The 21,781-nt window shown below is 50.2% G+C and carries 16 protein-coding genes and 1 riboswitch; of the genes, 10 read left to right on the plus strand and 6 right to left on the minus strand.

The annotated features are described in order from the left end of the window. Positions 1-36 precede the first annotated feature (36 nt). From ACTNDI_RS05295 to ACTNDI_RS05310, 4 genes are all read left to right on the plus strand, one after another. Positions 37-294: a hypothetical protein gene (locus tag ACTNDI_RS05295; protein WP_441099712.1), complete on the plus strand. Its 258-nt coding sequence runs from the start codon at positions 37-39 to the stop codon at positions 292-294. A 254-nt stretch (positions 295-548) separates the two neighbouring features. Further along, positions 549-1,427, plus strand: a complete 879-nt coding sequence (locus tag ACTNDI_RS05300; protein WP_441099713.1) for a homocysteine S-methyltransferase family protein — start codon at positions 549-551, stop codon at positions 1,425-1,427. A gap of 153 nt (positions 1,428-1,580) precedes the next feature. Beyond that, positions 1,581-2,480, plus strand: a complete 900-nt coding sequence (locus tag ACTNDI_RS05305; RefSeq protein WP_441099714.1) for a homocysteine S-methyltransferase family protein — start codon at positions 1,581-1,583, stop codon at positions 2,478-2,480. A 35-nt stretch (positions 2,481-2,515) separates the two neighbouring features. After that, positions 2,516-2,708, plus strand: a riboswitch (cobalamin riboswitch). Between the two features lie 395 nt (positions 2,709-3,103). Further along, positions 3,104-4,414, plus strand: coding sequence for a sirohydrochlorin cobaltochelatase (locus ACTNDI_RS05310; RefSeq protein WP_441099763.1), 1,311 nt, complete (start codon positions 3,104-3,106; stop codon positions 4,412-4,414). A gap of 250 nt (positions 4,415-4,664) precedes the next feature. On the opposite strand, the gene rsmH is transcribed toward ACTNDI_RS05310, so the two are convergent. Further along, on the minus strand, positions 4,665-5,771 hold the full coding sequence (gene rsmH / locus ACTNDI_RS05315; RefSeq protein ID WP_441099764.1) for a 16S rRNA (cytosine(1402)-N(4))-methyltransferase RsmH: 1,107 nt from the start codon (positions 5,769-5,771) through the stop codon (positions 4,665-4,667). A gap of 344 nt (positions 5,772-6,115) precedes the next feature. On the opposite strand from rsmH, the gene ACTNDI_RS05320 reads away from it, so the two are divergent. Continuing rightward, complete coding sequence (locus ACTNDI_RS05320) at positions 6,116-7,066, plus strand: 2-hydroxyacid dehydrogenase (protein WP_441099715.1); 951 nt, start codon at positions 6,116-6,118, stop codon at positions 7,064-7,066. Between the two features lie 518 nt (positions 7,067-7,584). Here ACTNDI_RS05320 and ACTNDI_RS05325 read toward each other — a convergent pair. Beyond that, complete coding sequence (locus ACTNDI_RS05325; protein ID WP_441099716.1) at positions 7,585-8,220, minus strand: TetR/AcrR family transcriptional regulator; 636 nt, start codon at positions 8,218-8,220, stop codon at positions 7,585-7,587. A gap of 277 nt (positions 8,221-8,497) precedes the next feature. On the opposite strand from ACTNDI_RS05325, the gene ACTNDI_RS05330 reads away from it, so the two are divergent. From ACTNDI_RS05330 to ACTNDI_RS05345, 4 genes are all read left to right on the plus strand, one after another. Then, positions 8,498-10,762: an efflux RND transporter permease subunit gene (locus ACTNDI_RS05330; RefSeq protein ID WP_441099717.1), complete on the plus strand. Its 2,265-nt coding sequence runs from the start codon at positions 8,498-8,500 to the stop codon at positions 10,760-10,762. 208 nt (positions 10,763-10,970) lie between these two features. Continuing rightward, entirely contained in the window at positions 10,971-13,940 is a 2,970-nt protein-coding gene (locus ACTNDI_RS05335) for a hypothetical protein (protein WP_441099718.1), read from the plus strand. Between the two features lie 73 nt (positions 13,941-14,013). After that, positions 14,014-14,667 carry an FKBP-type peptidyl-prolyl cis-trans isomerase gene (locus tag ACTNDI_RS05340; protein WP_441099719.1) on the plus strand — a complete coding sequence of 218 codons (654 nt, stop codon included), beginning with the start codon at positions 14,014-14,016 and terminating at the stop codon, positions 14,665-14,667. 130 nt (positions 14,668-14,797) lie between these two features. Beyond that, a complete protein-coding gene (locus tag ACTNDI_RS05345) occupies positions 14,798-15,544 on the plus strand; it encodes a GTP pyrophosphokinase (protein WP_441099720.1) in 747 nt (248 codons plus the stop codon). A 272-nt stretch (positions 15,545-15,816) separates the two neighbouring features. Here ACTNDI_RS05345 and ACTNDI_RS05350 read toward each other — a convergent pair whose 3' ends face one another. After that, positions 15,817-17,856, minus strand: a complete 2,040-nt coding sequence (locus tag ACTNDI_RS05350) for an NAD(+) synthase (RefSeq protein ID WP_441099721.1) — start codon at positions 17,854-17,856, stop codon at positions 15,817-15,819. Between the two features lie 539 nt (positions 17,857-18,395). On the opposite strand from ACTNDI_RS05350, the gene ACTNDI_RS05355 reads away from it, so the two are divergent. Continuing rightward, the gene (locus tag ACTNDI_RS05355; RefSeq protein WP_441099766.1) at positions 18,396-18,926 is read left to right on the plus strand and encodes a QueT transporter family protein; all 531 of its coding nucleotides are present in this window, start codon (positions 18,396-18,398) and stop codon (positions 18,924-18,926) included. Positions 18,927-19,039: 113 nt separating this feature from the next. Here ACTNDI_RS05355 and ACTNDI_RS05360 read toward each other — a convergent pair whose 3' ends face one another. The 3 genes from ACTNDI_RS05360 to ACTNDI_RS05370 all read right to left on the minus strand — a co-directional run bounded on the left by ACTNDI_RS05360 (position 19,040) and on the right by ACTNDI_RS05370 (position 21,459). Further along, positions 19,040-19,408: a RidA family protein gene (locus ACTNDI_RS05360; protein ID WP_441099722.1), complete on the minus strand. Its 369-nt coding sequence runs from the start codon at positions 19,406-19,408 to the stop codon at positions 19,040-19,042. A 585-nt stretch (positions 19,409-19,993) separates the two neighbouring features. After that, entirely contained in the window at positions 19,994-20,881 is an 888-nt protein-coding gene (locus tag ACTNDI_RS05365; RefSeq protein ID WP_441099723.1) for a nucleotidyl transferase AbiEii/AbiGii toxin family protein, read from the minus strand. Next, positions 20,878-21,459 (minus strand): type IV toxin-antitoxin system AbiEi family antitoxin domain-containing protein, encoded by a 582-nt coding sequence (locus tag ACTNDI_RS05370; RefSeq protein ID WP_441099724.1) that lies wholly within the window; start codon positions 21,457-21,459, stop codon positions 20,878-20,880. The genes ACTNDI_RS05365 and ACTNDI_RS05370 overlap by 4 nt, the downstream gene beginning before the upstream one ends. Positions 21,460-21,781 lie beyond the last annotated feature (322 nt).

Consider the following 21,781-nt stretch of genomic DNA (forward strand, 5'->3'; position numbering starts at 1 on the left):
TATTGACGCATGATTATTGAAGAAAGGATTTCAGACATGAATGAGGAAAAGACCATCCTTCTCCCTTATGAATCCTGGGCTTACCTGAAGGCCCGCTCCCGCGAGGAACGGATCGGCAGGAAGACCTCCGACGCGCTTCTGAAAAATATGTGGTCGGTTCTGGCCAAGGAAGACGGAAAGATCCGAGTGAACGGAAAAGCACTTGGAGGCCGGGAAAACGGTGAGATCACCTCGTGGTCCGTTGAGGATATGCGGAGAATGCTGGATGAGAAGGGGCTCACCTACACCTTGTAAGGTTTTTCTGTAATTGTTGCAGGATTTCAGGCTGTTGCATTATCATGGTTGTAATTGTGGTTATGTTGCAGCGATAGTAATAGTTGTAGTAATGGAAATGCTGCAGTTATGGTCATAGTTGTAGTAATGGAAATGTTGCAGCTATGGTTATTGCTGTAGTTACAGTTATTAGCAGCTGCTGGTTTTCCAGCGAGTGTCGCGACAGGGAGTAACCCTTTAGAGCGCATATATCTCGTTCAATGAATAGAGGAATTATGACAGAGAATGATTTTACACGGATGACACAGAAGGGCATCGTTATATTGGACGGTGCAATGGGAACGAATCTCTACCGCATGGGGATGCCTCATGGATGCTGCACGGAGGAGTGGGCGCTGAAACATCCGGATGATGTGGAAAAACTTCAGAGGGAGTATGTGGAGGCGGGTTCTCAGATCATTTATGCACCGACCTTTGGTGCGAACCGCATTATGCTGAAGAGATTTGGTCTTGCGGAACATACTGAAGAGATGAACCGGAAACTCTTTGAAATCTCCCGGCGCGCGGCAGAAGGGAAAACTATGATCGCCGGCGATCTGGCGCCCACGGGCATGATTCTGAAGGAATACGGCGGAGCCGGGAGCCGGGAGGAAATGTTCGAGGCGTATCGTGAGCAGGCAAAGGTTCTGTATGAAGCGGGTTGTGATCTTTTTGCCGTGGAAAGTATGCTGTCCGTGCTCGACGCGGTGACTGCGGTAGAAGCAGTGAGATCCGTATGCTCCGCTCCGGTGATCTGCACGCTCACGGTGCGAAAAAACGGAAGCGCCTATTACGGCGGAGATATTTTCGAGGGCGGGCCGCTTGCGGAGAAGGCAGGCGCGGATGCTTACGGCATTAACTGCTGTGATGGCCCGGATGGGATGGAAGAAATTATCTCATCTGTCTCCGAAATGGTTCATATACCGATTGTAGCAAAGCCAAATGCGGGACTGCCGCAAAGGGGCGCAAATGGGCAGATGGTCTACAAAATCAGTCCGGACCAGTTCGTTTCGTCCATGAAGAAACTTGTGTCCGCAGGAGCGTCGGTGATCGGAGGATGCTGCGGAACTACCCCGGCATATATCCGGAGACTTGCGGAGGAATTTCGAAAGTAAACGGACATGTCGTAAAAAACATGGTATAAGCGGCACAGAAGCGGCGAGCGTCGCGATAGCGAGATAAAACTCGCGCAGCGTGTTTTATCTCGTTCATCATCTATCGACTGCCTGTAAGCGGGGCACCACAATGTCTATAAAGTGAGGCTAATCATGAACAAAACTGAATTCAGGGAACTTACAGATAGCAAGATCGTCTGTCTTGACGGAGCAACAGGCACAAATCTGACGCTGCGCGGGATGCCGAAGGGAATCAGCACAGAGGCCTGGGTTCTGGAGCATCCGGAGGTACTTCAAAATCTTCAGAGAGAATTTATCGAAGCGGGAGCGGATGTGATTTACGCGCCGACGTTTGGCGCAAACCGGAAGGTTCTGGGCGGTTTCGAACTGGCGGACGAGACCGAAGAGATGAACAAAAAGCTGCTCGGGCTGTCGCAGGAGGTGTCGAAGGGCAGCGTTCTGGTGGCAGGAGATATGGCGCCCACGGGATTGGTGCCGGATTCCGCTGGAGGAGATGCCAGCTATGAGGAAATTTTTGAGATCTATCGGGAACAGGCAGAGATTCTGTATCATGCCGGCGTGGATCTCTTTGTAATCGAGACGATGATGTCGGCGGATGAGACTTCGATTGCGCTGGACGCGGTTTCGTCTGTTTGTGACCTTCCGGTGATGTGCACGTTTTCCGTATACGCGGATGGAAAGTGCTTTTTTGACGGAAATATCTTTGATGCTGCAGCCGTTCTGGAGGCGATGGGCGCTGCGGCAGTGGGACTGAACTGCTGCAGCGGACCGGATCAGATGGAGAGCATCATCCGGTATCTGGCGAAGAACTGCAGTATTCCGATTATCGCGAAGCCAAACGCGGGAATGCCGAAGATTGACGAGAAGGGGAATGCGATTTACAGCCTCGGGCCGGAAGCCTTTGCGTCTCAGATGAAGATGCTGACAGATGCCGGCGCCAGGATTGTCGGAGGCTGCTGCGGGACAGAGCCGGAGCATATCCGGCTTTTGAAGAAGATGATTTCCGGTCGATCATTTATTGGATCAATTTGACATTTTGTTAATGATTTCATATAATAGAAAAAGTCTTTAAAACATATCTTTTCAGTGCCGCTTTTATGGCGGGTAATAGGAAATCAGGTGAAATACCTGAACGATCCGGTCACTGTGAGCAGTGAGCCAGATGCATTGTCCATTGTATTCCGGTCAACGGAGTATGAGAAGGCGCAGGAAGGCATTTGAGCTGCAAGTCAGGAAACCTGCTGAGAAGACGATAGATTTGCTTCCGATGAAAGCAGAGTCTGTTTGCATAAGAATATTGATGGTTGCATCAGTGATTTCTGGTGTGATCCGGCTGGTTTGCAGATATGCGCTCTTTGGCGTGCGGTTATGGATACCGTTTCTTTGGATGGAGCGTGACCGTCAGGCGGATCCGGGATTTCAGCAGATGTTTCTTTTATATGCAGATACGGAGTGATTGCTTTCTGAGAAGGCGGTCACTCTTTTTTACGCGAACAGTGAGCCGCAGCCGAATGCGAAGTATTCGTGTGCGGCGAGCGTTGCGATAGCGAGATAAAACTCGCGCAGCGTGTTTTATCTCGTTTATGTTCTGTGCTATGGTATCGAAGGGCGTTTTGCCCCTTGATATAGATTATTCTACAAAAAGGAGAAACATGATGAAAAAGAAAGTCGTAACATTATTATGCACCGCGGTTCTGACCGGGTCCATGATTGCCGGATGTGGCAGCGCTAACAGCGCAGCATCGTCAGCATCCGCAGCATCTTCGAGTGCATCTTCCGCGTCTTCAGAGACAGCGGAGGTTACAGAGGCAGCCGCTTCTTCCGAAGAAGTAGAGACGGTTTCTTCTTCCTCTGTATCCGCGGATCAGGCAGCAGCGGACAAGGTAGCCGCTTTGATCGACAAGATCTATGTGCAGGAGAGAACAGACACTACGGACGAGGACTGCAAGGCGGCAAAGGAGGCCTGGGACGCTTTGACGGATACACAGAAGGCTCTGGTAGAGGGCGAGTATGCAGATCCGGATTATTTCGGAAGAGATACCGGCGATGCCTCCAAGGATGATCCGCTCAACGAGGACGGAATCGGAGAAAACGAGATTCTTGTATGCTCTTTCGGAACTTCCTATAATGACAGCCGTGTGCAGGATATCGGCGGAATCGAGAAGGCTCTCCAGGCGGCGTATCCGGACTGGTCTGTAAGACGTGCATTCACGGCGCAGATCATCATCAATCACATTCAGGCGCGTGATAATGAGGTGATCGACAACATGGATCAGGCACTTCAGAGAGCGGTGGACAACGGCGTGAAGAATCTGCTGATTCAGCCGACCCATCTGATGCATGGTGCGGAGTATGACGAGCTGACAGAAACCGTCAGCAAATACGCGGATAAATTTGATTCCGTGAAAATCGCTGAGCCGCTTCTGGGTGAGGTAGGAAGTGACACGAGCGTAGTAAACGAGGACAAGCAGAACGTCGCAAAGATTCTTACTGCTACAGCGGTAGAGAAGGCAGGATATGACAGCCTTGACGCGGCTGCCGCTGACGGAACAGCGTTTGTATTCATGGGTCACGGAACCTCTCATGAGGCGAATATCACCTATGATCAGATGCAGACAGAAATGAATGATCTCGGTTACAAGAACGTATTCATCGGAACCGTTGAGGGCAAGCCGGCAGATACCGAGTGCTCCGCGGTTATCCAGAAGGTACATGACGCGGGATACAAGAAGGTAATTCTGCGTGATCTGATGGTTGTAGCAGGTGATCATGCGAATAACGATATGGCAGGCGATGATTCTGATTCCTGGAAGAGCCAGTTCAATGCATCCGGCTTCTTTGACAGCGTAGATGCTCAGCTCGAAGGAATGGGAAGAATTCCGGATATCGAGCAGATCTATGTAAGCCATACAAAGGCCGCAATGGACAGCGACGCCACAGTTACAAGTTCTTCTGAGGCAAACTGAGATATATCAGTGAGACATATCAGTAAAACAGAGGAAGCGTCCGGCATGTGCCGTACGCTTCTTCTGTCGTAGGGATGGGCATGAATATGTGAATGCACGAAAAATGGGCGTTCGAAAGCTGAATGCGCGAAAGATGAAGGTGCGAAAACCGTATGTGCGTAAAATGAACGCGCGTAAGCCGGATACGCGAAAAATGAGGGTTCGGAAACCGTATGCGTGTAAAATGGACGCGTGAAAGCCGGATACCGGATTAACGGATCGCCCATCTCAGCTTTGTGGAGTGTGCTCTCGGATTCCGGTAGCATTCCTCACGGGAGGGACGGATGACATCCCGGCTGACTTCGGTGTACAGGCCGTCAAGGGCGCCCTGCTTAAAGGACTGCTTGACGAGGCGGTCCTCACCGGAGTGGAAGGTGAGAATGGCAGCTCTGCCTCCGGGTTTCAGCACGGAGGGAAGCTTGTCCAGGAATGCATAGAGAACCTCAAATTCACTGTTCACATCGATGCGGAGTGCCTGGAAGACCCGGGCGCAGGATTTTTTCACTGCTTCGTCCTGTTCGTCCCTGGGCGAATGGCGAAGCTGACGGGTTTGCGTCAGCGCCTCCTTGATCAGAAGGCGAAGGTCCGTGGTGGTTTCCAGCGGGCGTTTACGACGATGTGCCTGCTGAACAGCATCGGCGATTTCCTCTGCATATGGCTCGTCGGAATTATCGATGAGAAGCCCCGCGAGTTCATCCCTCGTGAGCTGCTTCAGCCTCTCGGAAGCGGGTTCTCCCTTTTCCGGGTCAAAACGAAGATCGAGGGGACCGTCTGTCTTGTAGGAAAAGCCTCTCTCTGGGTTGTCGATTTGCATGGAGGAGACACCCAGATCCGCCAGAACAAAGTCGAAGGGGCCGTACTTGGCGGAGACCTGATCGATATTCGCAAAGTTGATGTGGATCGGGGTAAAAATATCCTCCCCGAAGCCTCTGGCGCGCATCCGTGCCTCCGTCTTTCGGATTTCCAGAGGATCGGCATCCAGCGAATAGAGATGACCTGTGCCCTCCAGCTTTTCCAGCATGCGGGAGCTGTGACCTCCGTAACCGAGCGTGCAGTCGAGTCCGGTCATGCCGGGACGGATCTTCAGCACATCCAGAATCTCATCGACCATGATTGGAATGTGCATTCCCGCGGGCGTGCTTCCCTTGCGGATTACTTTTTCAATGGTTTCGCCGTATTTCTCGGGGTTCAGTTCCTTGTATTTCTCATTATACTTTCGCGGGTACTTGCCGCTGTAATGGGGCCTGCGCCTGTGCGGCGCTGCATCTCCGGAAGGACGGTCCGGATTTGGTCTGTCGGAGTGATTGTCTGAATGCATCATAGGTGTTTTCCTTTCGAATAAATCTCTTCAGAGATGATATGGGTTCTGCCTTTTATATTTCTTCAGAGATGATGTTGGTTCTGTCTTTCGATCAGATCTTTTCGGTGGGGATATCGTTTCTGTCATTTCGGTTATTTTATCACAAAAACCGGTGCCGGTTAACAGAGGGCACGACACTCTTTCCTTTTCAGTGATTTTGGACTATACTTTTTGTGCGATCTCTCAAGTGGAAATTCAGAGAGACCAGGATCATTGAAGGTACACGAATCTTCCGGACAGTGGAAATCTTACATGCTGCACTGTATTTGCAGCGCAGCGGATATTTAAAATGGAGGCACAGAATGAAGATTGTATTGATGGAGCCGCTTGGCATTGACGGAGTTACGCTGGATCGTCTGGCGGAGACGCTCACGGAGCAGGGACATGAGTTTTCTGCCTATGATACTTTTTCTACGGATGTTGAGGAACTGAAGCGCAGAAGCAGCGGGGCAGATGTCCTGATTATCGCGAATCACCCCCTTCCGGGCGAGGTGATCCGGGCGGACGCAAACCTGAAATTCATTTCCGTTGCGTTTGTGGGAATCGACCACGTTGATGTGGAGGCATGCAGGGAGCAGAATGTCCGGATATCCAATACCGGCGGGTACTGCAACGATGCAGTAGCGGAGCTTGCGGTCGGTCTTGCGCTGGATTGTCTCAGAAATATCAGCCTGTGCAATGACGCCGTTCAAGCCGGAAAGGGCAAGGACGGGCTTCAGGGCCACGAACTCGCCGGCCGTACCGTAGGAATCATCGGAACAGGGGCGATCGGATGCCGCGCCGCGGAGATTTTCAAGGTGTTCGGATGCCGTCTGATCGGATACAGCCGCAGCCGGAAGCAGGCGGCGCTGGACCTCGGTCTGGAATACAGAACACTGGATGAGGTGATGCAGGAGGCGGACATCATTTCGGTACATACACCGCTGACGGCAGAGACGAAGGGACTGATCGGGCAGAAGGAAATCGGTGAGATGAAGCAGGGAGCAATTTTGATCAATACCTCCCGGGGTCCTGTCGTGGATACGGAATCCCTTGCGGATGCTCTGAAAAAAGGCAGAATCAAGGCGGGCATTGATGTGTTTGAGAAGGATCCGCCGCTTCCGGCAGACCATCCGCTGCTCGGTGCGCCGAATCTGGTATGCACTCCCCATGTGGGATTTGATACCAGAGAATCCATTGACCGCAGAGCGGTAATGGCTTTCGAGAATGTAACTTCCTGGATTAAGGGACAGCAGATTCGCACGATGCTGTGACGGGATTTCAAATTTACGGGCTGGGTTTCCGGTCCCAGACGGACCATCTCGATGTTGCAGTCGCAGTCGAACGCGGAGCGTCTCGGCGTTGCAGTCACAGTCGAATGCGGAGTGTCTCGATATCGCAGTTACAGCCGAACAGGGTTCGCAGCGTACATAAGAATAATGGCAGACCAGGGAAAGTGGGAGTTATATCGCATGTGTTGCCCACTTGCGGGGAACGGTGGTTTGCTAAAGAAAAAGAAAAGCTCTCTTCTCTGCGGGGAAGGGGTCCTGCCTGGGCAGGACATCCCTTGCGGAGAAGAGAGTTTTTTTACGCGAACAGTGAGCCGCAGCCGAATGCGAAGTATTCGTGTGCGGCGAGCGTCGCGATAGCGAGATAAAACTCGCGCAGCGTGTTTTATCTCGTTTGCAGAAAATGGCTCTCACCGGTGCCGGTCTGAAGCGTTAGATTCCAATTTTCGGCACTTCATACAGAGTACTTTATGAGAACACTCAGTACGTTTTTAATCAAAAAGTTATGGTTCCTGCTTTTTCGGCAGCCGATATCCCTCAAGAATCAGATGAATCGTCTGGTGCAGGTGGGGCAGGTACGCCTCCATGCTGCAGGGGGAATCATACATAATACAGCTGTAGCTGGTGGAACTCACCAGCTCGATGATGGTGAAGAGCAGCAGTTCTGGGTCGTCGCACTCGTAGTTGTCCGCCTTCAGGGCCATGAGGTAGTTGTCGTAGAATTCTCCGAGATTGTTTGAGGTGGATCCGCCTGTCTGTTTTTCAACGGCGTGGCGGAAGATGCCCCAGGAAAGATTCTTGGTGATGAATTTCAGCAGCATTTTGTTGCGCTGCAGGTAATTCAGGACATAATCAACCATCGCCAGCAGATAATCCTCCAGACCCTTGATCGGAACCGGACGGATCTTCATCGCCTGCTGGGCTTCCAGAAGAAGCTGTGCGGATTTGCGGGCGATGAGCTCGTCCCGCAGATCATACTTGTCCTTGAAGTAGAGATAAAAGGTTCCCTTCGCCAGGCCGGAGTGCTTGGCGATATCGGAAATGGTTGTTTTATTAAAACCCTGATTGACGAAGAGATCATAGGCGTTCGTCAGGAGGGAATTCCGTTTGTTCTGTTTATTCAAATCTACCTTGCTCATGATTCATATCCTTTCTGAAATCATTAACTGATCACAGATATATATACGGCTATTGAAGCTATTATTTCACTGAAAATACCAATGGTCAACCATAAAAATGACCAATATTCATTTTGAGCTTTTGAAAATTTTGTGAAACCTAATTATTGACCAATGGTCATTTAAGGACTACCATACCCTATGTCAGGAAAAAGGTTTTGTACTGGATCCAACAGGAAAGTGATGTTTTGTACTGGATGCAGGAGACAGAAGCAATAGGTAAGGAGTTGAGAGAAAAATGATAAAAGTAGGCAAGTGGATCGCTAAACACAGAGTGCTGATCCTTCTGTTGGCGGTTGTCCTGCTGTTTCCGGCAGCATATGGATATTTCCACACCAAGACAAACTACGATCTGCTGACATACCTTCCGAAGTCGCTGGATACGATGAAAGGGCAGGACATCATCGTCGATGAATACGGCATGGGTTCCTTCTCGATGATTGTCGTGGACAACGAGAGCATGAAGGATGTCGCAAAGCTTGAAAAAGACATCGAGGCCGTTTCTCATGTAAAGGATGTGCTCTGGTACGACGATGTCGCGGACATTTCTCTTCCGGTGGACATGATTCCCCAGGATCTCAGAGATAAGTTCTTTAAGGGCGACGCGACGATGATGCTGGCCATGTTCGACGATACATCATCCGCAGATACCACGATGGAAGCCGTCGATCAGATCCGTTCCATCGTAAAAAAGGACACCTACGTCAGCGGTATTACGGCAGTCATGAACGATCTTCGTGATCTGACTAATCAGGAGCTCCCGATTTACGTCACAATCGCTGTAGTCCTGTGCCTGGTAGCAATGCTTCTGCTGACTGATTCTTTCCTGGTGCCGTTCCTCTTCCTGGTGGACATCGGTTTTGCCATCATATATAACATGGGAACCAATATGATCTTCGGATCGATTTCCTATGTCACGAAGGCGGTCGCCGCGGTCCTGCAGCTGGGTGTCACGACGGACTATTCGATCTTCCTTCTGGGAAGCTACCGTGAAAATAAAGAAAGATTTCCCGGGGACAAGAACCGTGCGATGGGACATGCCATTGCCAATACGTTCAAATCGATCATTGGCAGTTCGGTGACGACAATCGCCGGATTCATCGCATTGTGCTTCATGTCCTTTACCCTTGGCCTTGATATGGGACTGGTAATGGCAAAGGGCGTTGTCTTCGGAGTGCTCACCTGTGTCACCGTGCTTCCGTCGCTGGTTCTCCTGTTCGACAAGCCGATTCAGAAGACGACCCACAGGCCTCTCCTCGGAAAACTCGACAAGGCGTCTGATTTTATTACGAAGCACTACAAAGTATGGCTTATTGTTTTTCTTGTGCTCTTTATCCCGGCGGTGTACGGCAACAACCATGTAAAGAACTATTACGATATGTCGGGATCCCTTCCGAAATCCCTGCCGTCCATGGTGGCGCAGCAGAAGGTTGAAGATGATTTCGGAAGCAGCACGATGCACATCGTAGTCATGGACAAGGATACACCTGTCAAGAACAAGATGGCGATCATAAATCAGATCGACGATGTGGACGGTGTGAACTATGTTCTGGGCCTGAACTCGCTCATCGGTTCTTCTGTTCCGGATTCCATGATTCCTTCGGATGTGAGAAAAATGCTGCAGAGTGACAAGTATGAGCTGATGTTTGTAAGCACGGCCTACTACACAGGCTCTGATGAAGTCAATAAGCAGATAGACGAGATCAACAGCATTCTGAAGAAGTACGACAGCGGCGCGATGCTGATCGGCGAGGCTCCGCTGACGCATGACCTGGTGGATGTCACGAATGTGGACTTCATGCATGTAAATTCCGCATCGCTGATCATCATCTTCTTCATCATTCTGATGGTATTCAAATCGTTCTCGCTTCCATTCATTCTGGAGATTACGATTGAATTTGCCATTTTCGTCAACATGGCAATCATGTACTACACGGGAACATCGGTTTCCTTTGTGACGAGTATCGTACTTGGAACAGTTCAGCTGGGATCCACGGTCGATTACGCGATCCTGATGACGAGCCGGTATCAGAAGGAACGTCAGAGAGGACATGATAAGAAAGAGTCCGTTCAGATTGCTCACAGGGCCTGCATGGGATCGATCATTACTTCCGGTGCCGCATTCTTCGCTGCGACCTTCGGAGTCGCGATGTATTCGAACATCGATATCATCGAGTCGATCTGCATGATGCTTGCAAGAGGAGCTCTGATCAGTATGGTGACCGTTCTCTTCGTTCTGCCAGGAATGTTCATGATCTTCGATAAGCTGATCGTGAAGACATCGATTGACTTCCTCGGCAAGAAGAAGGAGGCCCGAAAGGCGGCATTCGCACAGAGGAAAAATCCTCAGCTCCAGGCAGCGGTTCAGACGGCGGGTGCAGCAACCGCCGGCAGCAGTTCCGGTCCGCAGGATTTTTCGAACGGAACAGCGGGTTCTGGAACTTCAGGTTCCGGACAGCCTGCCGATTCCGGCGAGACGTCAGGCTCCGGAGTCAAAGGGTAACAGAAATTATTCAGGGATCGCAAGACATAAGAATCACAGGGGATTCCTGGATCACAAGAGACAGACATTACAGGATATTCAAGGATTCTAAGACACGAACATTACAGGATATTCAAGTATTTAATATACAAAAAATACAGGATGTGAAACAGACAGGATTCAGCAGTTCGATGAGGATCTGCGTTCTACAGAAGAGAGGCTGAAAAAAATGAACAGAAATGCCAAGATCGTAATCAAAAAGAGTTTTAATAAGACGGTAGCCGTTGGTATTGCGGCGATGATGGGAATCGTACCGTCCGCATCGGCTGTTTTTGCCGCGGACAACAGCTCATCGAAGGTTACAAAGGATGAAACCGTATACGTAAATGCAGACGCAGACGGGAAGACATCGAAAATCACGGTCTCCGATCAGCTGGTCGGAGCCGGAAGTGAGAAAGACATCAAGGATGCGTCTTCCCTGAGTGATATTCAGAATGTAAAGGGCGATGAGACCTATACCGGTTCCGGTGATTCCATGGTATGGGATTCCGACGGAAACGACATCTACTATCAGGGAACCTCCGACAAGGAGCTTCCGGTCGGCGTCAGCTTCACATACTATCTGGACGGAAAGGAAATCGCGCCGAAGGATCTTGCGGGTAAGAGCGGAAAGCTCACGATCAAGATCCAGTACACAAACAACACCAGTGTGCAGACAAAGGTCGGTGACAAGACCGAGACCATGAAGACACCTTTCGTCATGATGACCGGAATGATCCTCCCCGGAGAGAATTTCTCAAATGTGACGATCGATAACGGAAAGATTATCAATGACGGAAGCAGAAATATTGTCCTTGGATTCGGTATGCCGGGACTGAAGGATGATCTGGATCTCGACAGCCTGAAGGATAAACTGAAGGACGCCAAGGATGACGCCGACAAGCTTAATGAGACAACGGCTTCAGGAACATCGTCTTCCGACACGAAGTCCTCAGACGCGACAGCATTAAAATCGGAAAGTGTCACAGCTTCTTCTGATGACAAGGACAGCGCATCGGGCAGCAGTCAGACTAAGGGCGATGCGGGCAGCGACAGCAAGAACAGTGACAGCAAGAGCAGTGACAGCAAAGTAGACGAAAAAATCGATGACTTCGATATTACCGACAGTGTGGAAATCACTGCAGACGTCAAGGATTTCACAATGGATTCCACCTACACGGTTGCACTGACCGACGCCTTCCAGGATATCGATTTCTCGGATCTTAAATCCGCGGATGACCTTAAGGGCAAGCTCAATGATCTCGAAGAGAACACACTGAAACTCGTCAGCGGTTCCAGCGATCTCTACAATGGCGTAAAAAAGCTGAACGATAAATACGGAGAGCTTGACAGCGGCATCAGTCAGTTGAAGGCAGGAATTGACAGCGCAGCAGAGGGAGTCGACAAGCTGGCATCCAGTGCACCTTCGGCAGCAAGTGGAGCAAAGGCTCTGGCAGAAGGAACATCAAAATTCAAAAATGCAATAAATGGATTTTCCAGTGATACAAAAACGTTGAACAGCATATCTTCAGCGGCAGCAAAGCAGGCAAGCGATACGGTTGGAGCACAGCTGAGCAACAACACTGCGATGAAGCAGCAGGCTGAGAAAGTTGGAAAGACGGCTGCACAGTCAGCGGTTCAGAACATCAACAGTCAGGCTCAGTCGATCGGTGATCAGGCGGTAGCGGGCGTGAATGCTAATCTGGATGCAAGTGCGAAAGCAGCGGGAGACCAGGCAAAAGCTAAAGCAGAAGCAAGCATTGATGAACAGAAAATCGGTGATCAGGCGGCAGCGGGCGTGAATGCTAATCTGGATGCAAGTGCAGAAGCAGCGAGAGACCAGGCATCTAAGGCTGCTTCGGATGCTCTGTCAGGAGATGCTGGTCTGCAGGCACTGGCTAATCAGGCAGGGATTGCAGCAGTAAGCGAGGTTCAGAAAAAAGCAGAGGCAATTAAGCAGGAAGCTAGCCAGGAAGCTAGTCAGGCAGTGTCTGGATCTGCTGATGTGACGAATGCGGCTAACCAACTTTCCAGTGGTATCGGTACCGCCGTGGCACAATCAGTCAGTTCTACGCTTGCAACTGCGGCACAGGGGAGTTCTTATAGTGTTTCTGCTGATCAGGTGAGTCAGATTGCAGGTTTACTGGTTCAAAATGGAATGGAGGAGAATAAGGCAGCTCAGTGTGCGTCAGCCATTGCAGGTACTATCAATCAAAATGTTAATGCTGCTATCGCGAACCAGGTTAGTCAGCTTTCCTCGCAAATCAGTGCGGATACTATCACGCAAGCTATATCCCCGTCTGTATCATCGACAGTTCAGGCAGTTGCGACAAGTGCAGCTGGAAATGCAGCGGCAGCTGCGGCTGAGTCAGCAGCAGAGACAGCAGCGCAATCTGCTGCCGCAGGGACCGTCACACAGATTCCGGCATCTATAGTAGGAAAAGCGGCAGGAGAGGCAGCGGCCAGCGCAGTGAAACAGACGGCTCCGGCGGTTGCGAGAGAAACGGCAGTTGCTACCGCAAAGCAGACGGCCGGTGAGACAGCCTCCCAGGTTGCGGAAAGCACTGTAAAGTCAGTTGCTTCTCAGGTAGCCAGAACGACAGCTACATCTGTTGCTCCTCAGGTGGCAGGTACTGTTGCTCAGCAGGTAGGCTCACAGACATTCCAGGCAGTTGCGAAGCAGTCTGGACAGGCAATGGCTTCTCAGGTGGCGAGTCAGACGTCTGAATCAGTAGCGAAGCAGGTTGTTGCTAGTTTATCAGGCTCTGTTTCCGCACTTGATACGGGTGCACAGAAACTCAGCAAAGGACTCGCAGCGCTTCCTTCCGGTGCGCAGCAGCTGCAATCCGGCATGAAGCAGCTTTCTACCGGAACGGACAAGCTTGCTTCCGGAAGCAGCCAGGTAGTCGGTGGCCTGAAGCAGCTGACTGACGGCGCGAAGGAGCTGAAGGATGGCACAAAGAAGTACAACGATGAAGGAATCAAGAAGATCACCGACGGAATTGGCGGTACTCTTGATGATCTGGATGATGTAGAAGATCGCCTGAAAGCTGTCACTTCTGATGACCTGCAGTACACGAACTACAGCGGAATCGCGAATGGAATGGACGGAACCGTTAAGTTTGTCATCACCACAGATGCAATCAAAGCAGACAAGTAACAAAAACACATGATGTTCACAAATGCCCGCTATAATTGTTTGTATCATTCAAACAATTGAGAGGGCATTTTTTATGAAAAAAGAAAATCGAAAAATGGCGCAGGAGCGTCGGGCGCAGCAGAGAGAAGCGGAAGTGAGAAAGCAGAAGGCGAAGAAGGTGATTCCGATTGTAATCGTGATTGCACTGATTGCAGTCGTTGTCATTGGAATCATTGCCACCAGTGGTCTGTTCGGCGGCAAGAAGGCGGATGGCTCCAGCGTCTCGTCTTCGTCCGGGGACATTGTAACCGCAATCAACACCGACAGCACCGGAAATGCGGCTGGTACAGGGAATACAACTGCTGCATCTTCCGACAGCTCAGCATCAACAGGTACAACATCACAGGATACAGCATCGGCAGGGGCTTCTTCCTCCGCAACGGCTTCTTCGAAGGGAACGCTGAATACGACTGAGGGAACCGTTGTACAGAAGGGCGATACCGTCAATATCGATTATACGGGATATCTGAATGGAAAGGCATTTGACGGCGGAAGCACAAACGGAGCAGGGACCGATCTGACTCTGGGATCCGGCACATATATCGATGGTTTTGAGGATCAGGTTGAGGGACACAAGGTCGGGGAAACCTTTGATATCCAGGTAACCTTCCCGGAGGACTATGGCGTTTCGGATCTGAATGGACAGGAGGTTACATTTACGGTTACCATTAACGGAGTTTATCAATAACGGAGTGTTTCAATAGTGAAGTGTTTCAATAACAGAGTGTACCAATAGCGAAGTGTTCAATAATGGAGTGTATCAATAACGAAGTGTACCAATAGTGGAGAATTACCGGTATTTTGAAGTGGGGGATTTTATGGGTGATTTGGATTCACAGATTATGAAGTTAATGGCGGTGCCGGAGGAGATACGAAATCTGTTCCCCGCCGGCGGAATCAGCTTTGATGCCTTCCTGGACCTTGCGGACGCGGAGATGGAGCCGATGCGGCGAATGTTCGCGGACTACCAGTGCGCCTGCATGGAGATTGAGACGAAGTTCAAGGTTCTGAATGAGCGTTTTTCGGTAAAATATGACGCGAACCCGATTGAATCGATCCGGACGAGAGTCAAGAGTCCGGAGAGCATTGTGCGGAAGCTGCATGCCAGAAATCTTCCGCTGAGTATTGACTCTATACAGGAGAATCTGGATGACATTGCGGGAATCCGGGTGATCTGCTCGTTCCAGAACGACATCTATATGCTGGCGGATAAATTTCTGGAGCAGGATGATATCACCCTGATTGAACGGAAGGACTACATCAAGGATCCGAAGCCTAGCGGATACCGTAGCCTGCACCTGATCGTGGAGGTTCCGATCTTCACAGAAGAAGGCAAGAAAATGATGCGCGCTGAGGTGCAGCTGCGCACCATAGCGATGGACTTCTGGGCAAGTCTGGAGCATAAGCTCCGCTATAAAAAGAAGCTCTCCGACGAACAGATGAAGGCTTTGTCCGCGGGACTTACAGAGTGCTCAAGGGTGACCGCCGAGCTGGATCAGACCATGCAGGGGGTCTACGACAAAGTCCAGAGCTTCCAGAACGGAAAACCGTACACAAAATCGTAAAGTCCATAGCTTCCAGAACAGAAGATCTTACGCAAAATGGTAAAGCCCGGAGCTTCCAGAATGGAAAATCGTAACAAGCCCAAATAACGAAAGGACCCAAGAGAACCGAAAGGGCCGAAGACAACGTAAAAAACGAAGACAACCCAAAAAACGAAAACAACCGGAACATTATCTGCTCTGATAGTGTTCCGGTTGTTGTGTATCGCTGCTGAATCGATCCGGGATGGCGGACGGATGCCCGGAACATCAACCCGGCTGACTGATCAAGCGGGTTAATTGTGGGTTTTCACAGATTGTTCCAGGCTTTCCTCCGGGATACAGAGAGCGTCGATTTCATCCAGCCAGATCCGGGCGCTGGCGTCGCTTGGCATGCGGAGATCACCCCGCGGGGAGAGGGCGACGGAACCGACCTTCGGGCCGTCCGGCAGGCAGGAACGCTTGAACTGCTGGGAGAAAAATCTCCGGTAGAAGTTCTTCAGCCATTTGAGGATTGTGGTATCGGTGTATTTTCCCGCAAAGGTGCGGTTGGCGATCCGATAGATCTTCGAGGGTGTGAATTCCGCACGGAGCATATAATACAGGAAGAAGTCGTGGAGCTCATATGGCCCGACGAGATCCTCGGTTTTCTGGGAGATCACGCCGTTTTCCGGTGGCAGAAGCTCTGGGCTGACCGGAGTGTCCAGGATATCAAGCAGGATGGAGGAAAGCTTTTCCTCGCCGCAGGTGTCCGCGTAGTAGCGGACCAAATGGCGGACAAGAGTCTTGGGGACGGAGCAGTTCACGGCGTACATCGACATATGATCTCCGTTGTAGGTGGCCCACCCCAGGGCCAGTTCGGAGAGGTCGCCGGTTCCGATCACGATTCCTCCGGCCTGGTTGGCGACGTCCATGAGTACCTGTGTCCGCTCTCTCGCCTGACCGTTCTCATAGGTGACGTCGTGCACGCTCATGTCGTGACCGATGTCGCGGAAGTGAAGGGTCACCGACTCGTTGAGACGGATTTCCCGGAAGGTGACACCGAGCTCGCGTATTAAGGTGCAGGCATTCCGGTAGGTCCGGTCAGTGGTGCCGAAGCAGGGCATGGTGACGGCGATGATGCCTTCCCTTGGAAGGTTCAGCATGTCGAATGCCTTAACGGTTACCAGAAGGGCGAGCGTGGAATCGAGACCTCCGGAAATGCCGATCACGGCGTGGGATGCGTGAATGTGGTGGAGCCTTTTCTTGAGACCCATGGCCTGTATGGTCAGGATTTCCTCGCAGCGCTGGTTCCTTGTGGCCGGATCCTCCGGAACAAAGGGATGCGGAGCAAAGGTGCGGGTCAGTGCGGTCTGTTCTTCCCGGAGCTGGAAGGGGATGCAGACATGATCGCCGAGTACCCAGCCGGAAGCGCCGACAGGCATGGCACTGGAGAGCGCTGCCGTTTTTCCGAGGGAGGCCCCGTTCTGAGCACCATAGGCGGACGCAGTTTCAAAATCGGGGTAGGTGCTGGTCCTGCGCCGCTCCGCAGTGAGACGGCTGACATCTATCTCAGAATAGATGATACCGTTGTGGAAACGTCTGGATTCCGCCAGAATGGTTCCGTTCTCCGCAATGATATTGTGACCGCCGAAGACCAGATCCTGTGTGGATTCCCCTTCACCGGCGGAGGCGTAGATGTATCCGCAGATCAGGCTGGCCGACTGCTGTGAGACCAGATTTTTCCGGTAGGTGTCCTTTCCGATCATCTCGTTGCTCGCGGACAGGTTGGCAATCACCGTTGCCCCGCAGGCTGCATGGGAGATGCTGGGAGGACAGGGAACCCACAGATCCTCACAGAGCTCCGCAGCAACCTTCAGCCGTGGAATTTCCTCGCAACAGAAGAGGAGATTCATGCCAAAGGGGATCATCGAGCCAAGCCATTCGACGGTTTCGTGTCCGGGCGTGAACTGCCGGCGCTCATAGAACTCATTATAGGTCGGCAGATTCTTCTTCGGGACGAGGCCGAGGAGTCGGCCGCGGTTCAGAACGGCGGCCACGTTGTACAGCTTTCCGCGAAGCTCCCACGGAAGGCCCACGAAGATCAATGCATCGGTCTTCTCCGTTTCATGAAGGATCCGGTTCAGCTGTCTTCTTGCCTCCGCAATCAGGAGATCCTGCAGAAACAGATCATGGCATGTATATCCGGTGATGCAGAGCTCCGGAAACACCATGATCTTTGCGTGCGCCTTCTCCATTTCTCTGATCTGTGCCAGAATCGCATCCGCATTGGCAACGCAGTCACCAACGGTTACATCCGGTGTTCCTGCAGCAACTTTGATAAATCCGTCTTTCATCGTTAACCTCCCTGTTCATCGGCTTCTCTTCTAACTTTTTTTCTAGTGATCAGCCCGTCCTGCCAGTGAATCAAAATATTTTTTTGAGGATTGGCATATAAAAAAATTCACGAAGACTATTATATGGATATTATTATACATACAATTTTTTTTTGCAATGTTGATCTTTCCTCTTCATCTTATGAGGAAGCTGTGATAAAATGCAAGGGCTGATTCAGGTTCAGCAGCGTCAGTTCGAGACCTTCCTGACGTAATAAACAAAACTAAAGGAGAACAGAATAATGAAAGAAAACGAGACGAAGTTCAGTAATGCAGGATTCCCAGAACCGGCACAGGCCGCTGCGGACGGGACGAAAGCAGGAAATGTCGGTGCGGGACAGGAATGCGCGGGTCAGACGAAAGCGGGAAATGTCCATGCAGGACAGGAATGTGCGGGTCAGACGGAAGCGGGAAATGTCCATGCGGGACAGGAATGCGTAGGTCAGACGAAAGCGGGAAATGTCCGCACAGGTCAGATCCATGCGGCCCATGATGGCGTGGTGAGCGGAAGAACGGAACATAACCGGATTCTTTCCCTGACACAGGCGGCGATGATCGCGGCGATATATGTTGTTCTGACATATGTCTTTTCCGCATTTTCCTTCGGCCAGGTGCAGATCCGTATCGCAGAGGCACTGACGATTCTTCCGGTCTTCACTCCGGCTGCGATACCGGGACTCTTTGTCGGATGTCTGATCGGCAACATTGCCGGAGGCGCTGTACTTCCGGATATTATCTTCGGAAGTATCGCGACGCTGATCGGAGCCGTTGGAACGCGGCTTCTTCGCAGAAGAAATCCGGTGCTCTGCACCCTTCCGCCGATTGTGGCGAATACGATCATCGTGCCGTTTGTGCTTCGGTTTGCCTATGGCGTGAATCTTCCGATTCCGTTCATGATGCTGACGGTCGGAATCGGAGAGGTAGTCGGATGCGGGGTATTTGGTGTTCTGCTGTATTCGATTCTGAAGAGATATAAAGAGGTTATTTTCAAGACAAGTCGTTTTGAGGGCAGAACGAACACTGCGAAGTGAGAGGTGGACTCAGCTTCAGTATGTTCGGTAGGATATAATAGATTCACATGACAGAAGAGAAGCTCACGATTCAGGTAATGAACCGTGAGCTCTTCTTCTGTTGTCCTGATTGATCAGCGTTCTGCGATAGCCTCAATCTCACAGAGCACTCCCTTCGGGAGATCCTTTACGGCAGTGCAGCTGCGGGCCGGCTTGGAGATGAAGTGCTTTGCGTAAACCTCATTGAAGCGGGCAAAATCCGCAATATCAGCGAGGAAACAGGTGGTTTTGACTACCTTGTCCGCGCCGGATCCGGCCGCCTGAAGGATTGCCTCGACGTTTTTGCAGCTCTGCTCCGCCTGAGCTTCGATGCCCTCCGGGATATTGCCGGTGGCGGGATCTACCGGAATCTGTCCGGAACAGAAGATGAAACCATTGCTCTCAATTGCCTGAGAGTATGGACCGATTGCAGCGGGTGCATTGGATGTTGCGATTGTCTTCATAGTGTTCTCTCCTTTGTTATGCAGATGAATTATGCAGGTAAGGTTATCCGTCACAATTGAAGTAAGTTACCGTCATGCAATACGCTGCTCCACAAATGATATTGGTTTATTGGATCTCGTTGTGTTGACTCTCCGCGGATCAGAAATATCGCAGCCGGACTTATACCATGCATTATAAGTCACGAAAAGAATGAATACAATATGAATCCGGATATCGTGGTGGGTGGTATTAAAACGGATGCAGTTTGCTTATGAAGTGAAATAAAACAGATGCAGTCTGCTTATAAAGTGGAATAAAATGGATGCAGGCGGCTTATGAAGTGGAATAAAACGGATATAAGCGGCTTACATTACCAAGGAAAGAACATCAGAACCTAAAAATGAAGGACAAATTGCATTTTCTCATTCTGAAAAGAACGAAAATGAATAAATACTTGTATTTTCTGCACATTAACGACAATTCTTCCGGGCTTTTCGGGGCGAGGATCGATGACGGGGACGCATGTTTTCATGGTTTAGGTAGTTTTGTATAACAGTTCACTTGAGTAGCAATGATCTGGCATCTTAGAATGCTTCCTATCTGATTTATTTCCAACATCCCTCGTTCGGATCCCATTCGGTTACTGGTACATTGGTTTGAGCGAGAAGAGGCATTACAAACGTCTTGATCCGAGTCATAGCATCGTTCATTGAGACTGGGAGCATTGCTTTTTTCTTTTTCAGGAACGAGTTCCATCTGGTCTGATGGATTGAATCACTCAGGAACTCATTACTGAAAGCTGCTGTGTCCATTGTGATGGGAGTTTTCCGGTTTGTGAATGTTTCCGTGACAGCGTTGTTCAGTTCATCATAGTTGAAATGATATTTCGTTGACAGCACATAAATGTCGTAGAAGTCCTTATAACGGCTGTTCAGGAAACCGTTTTTAACGATAGCTCCCAGCTTCTCGGCAATCGAAGATTCCAGGGAGTGTGCATTTACCTTTGGAGCTTCCGTATCCAGAATCACGGGGAATTCCATCTCTACGGCATCCGGATAAATCACATCACCAAATCCGATATCAATCCCGACTGGGATTTTGGTCCGGTCAAGATATGCGGTTACTGAGATATGCAGTCCATGATACTCTTTGAATTCTGTGATATCTTCCGCTGTAATGGAATCAAGGTCGAAAACAAGAGCGTCATCGGCATCTCGGGCGAAGATATCACGGAAGACGATTTTCATTTCTTTGGCGCTGTTTGAGATGTGTCTGGCCAGCAGATCAACATCTGTCGTGGCTCGTTCGTAGTTTCTGTCAAAGATGGCATACAGAAAGATGCCGCCTTTCAGAACAAAATGGCTGGCATACGGTGATACAGAGATCCGGTAGATCGTTCGCTCGAGTCCGTAATATACGAGAGCTTCCTGGAACGTGCGGCCGGAGCTGACGGCAAAATTCTTCAGTCTTGCCTTTACGGAATCGGCATTCATGAAACAAGTACCTCCAGATAAGTTCTTACAATAGTTTCACACCGCAGCATTTTGGCGTATGTATAAAGCCGGTCGATTTGCCGGTTCTGCCTTGTCAGGTAGTTGCGCAGAACCTCTGATGTTTCTTCAATACCGATCTTATTGCGATAGTAAATGATATCGACGACCGTCTTTTCAATGTCAAATATACGGAATGAATCGCCGTCTTCCGTGATTTCCGTGACACCAGCATCCATGCGGGAAGGACTAAAATAGAATATCTTGATCTGTGGCCAGTCAGGCAGAGTGCTGATTTTTTTCTTCCGGTCGATCGCAACATCTATAACATCAGGAAGGAAATTAGTGAGTTCATAATATCGGGCGGCACTCATCAGGCAGATTACACCGTTCGGAACATATGCAGCAGCATTGACGAAATCATTCTCATCGCCTTTATAGGAGAGATTTTCGTATGTGCTCCGGTTGATGCGGTGCAGCTGACCGTTTTCTTCCATCTGGCCAATTTTGTAATAGGAATACCCCATGTTCTTCAGTTCACAGGTCGTGTAGTATTTCTGATTTACTTCAAGTTCGATCATAATCATCAACTCCTTGCTTCGGAGTATACACTATTCTGATAAAGATTTCAATTAAATTCGGCAGATAAAAATAATGGCAGAAAATAATTAAAATATCATCTGCACGAATCAGAGTCCGTACTGATCTTATCGATGCGATTGTGAATGCTGTAGATTTCCAGATTCCCGGTTGTTTCTCTCCGTTTCATGGCTGCATTTTCACCGGTGTTTTCTATTTTTCACAGGGCAAGGCGTTGGAAATCGTTGCGAGGTCGTTACGAGGTGTCAGTTCAGATAAATTTTATACGAGGTGTCAGTTCAGATAAATTTTATTTGGTTTTTA

Origin of the sequence: Bilifractor sp. HCP3S3_D3 (assembly GCF_052063915.1) — a bacterium.
Classification (GTDB): Bacteria; Bacillota; Clostridia; order Lachnospirales; family Lachnospiraceae; genus Bilifractor.

Bases quoted from the DNA above. Each gene is read 5' to 3' on its own strand.
- ACTNDI_RS05305 (WP_441099714.1), top strand. From the start codon at position 1,581: ATGAACAAAACTGAATTCAGGGAACTTACAGATAGCAAGATCGTCTGT.
- ACTNDI_RS05325 (WP_441099716.1), bottom strand. From the start codon at position 8,220: ATGAGCAAGGTAGATTTGAATAAACAGAACAAACGGAATTCCCTCCTG.
- ACTNDI_RS05350 (WP_441099721.1), bottom strand. From the start codon at position 17,856: ATGAAAGACGGATTTATCAAAGTTGCTGCAGGAACACCGGATGTAACC.
- ACTNDI_RS05335 (WP_441099718.1), top strand. From the start codon at position 10,971: ATGAACAGAAATGCCAAGATCGTAATCAAAAAGAGTTTTAATAAGACG.
- rsmH (WP_441099764.1), bottom strand. From the start codon at position 5,771: ATGCATTCAGACAATCACTCCGACAGACCAAATCCGGACCGTCCTTCC.
- ACTNDI_RS05330 (WP_441099717.1), top strand. From the start codon at position 8,498: ATGATAAAAGTAGGCAAGTGGATCGCTAAACACAGAGTGCTGATCCTT.
- ACTNDI_RS05300 (WP_441099713.1), top strand. From the start codon at position 549: ATGACAGAGAATGATTTTACACGGATGACACAGAAGGGCATCGTTATA.
- ACTNDI_RS05295 (WP_441099712.1), top strand. From the start codon at position 37: ATGAATGAGGAAAAGACCATCCTTCTCCCTTATGAATCCTGGGCTTAC.
- ACTNDI_RS05310 (WP_441099763.1), top strand. From the start codon at position 3,104: ATGAAAAAGAAAGTCGTAACATTATTATGCACCGCGGTTCTGACCGGG.
- ACTNDI_RS05365 (WP_441099723.1), bottom strand. From the start codon at position 20,881: ATGAATGCCGATTCCGTAAAGGCAAGACTGAAGAATTTTGCCGTCAGC.
- ACTNDI_RS05345 (WP_441099720.1), top strand. From the start codon at position 14,798: ATGGGTGATTTGGATTCACAGATTATGAAGTTAATGGCGGTGCCGGAG.
- ACTNDI_RS05320 (WP_441099715.1), top strand. From the start codon at position 6,116: ATGAAGATTGTATTGATGGAGCCGCTTGGCATTGACGGAGTTACGCTG.
- ACTNDI_RS05370 (WP_441099724.1), bottom strand. From the start codon at position 21,459: ATGATCGAACTTGAAGTAAATCAGAAATACTACACGACCTGTGAACTG.
- ACTNDI_RS05340 (WP_441099719.1), top strand. From the start codon at position 14,014: ATGAAAAAAGAAAATCGAAAAATGGCGCAGGAGCGTCGGGCGCAGCAG.
- ACTNDI_RS05360 (WP_441099722.1), bottom strand. From the start codon at position 19,408: ATGAAGACAATCGCAACATCCAATGCACCCGCTGCAATCGGTCCATAC.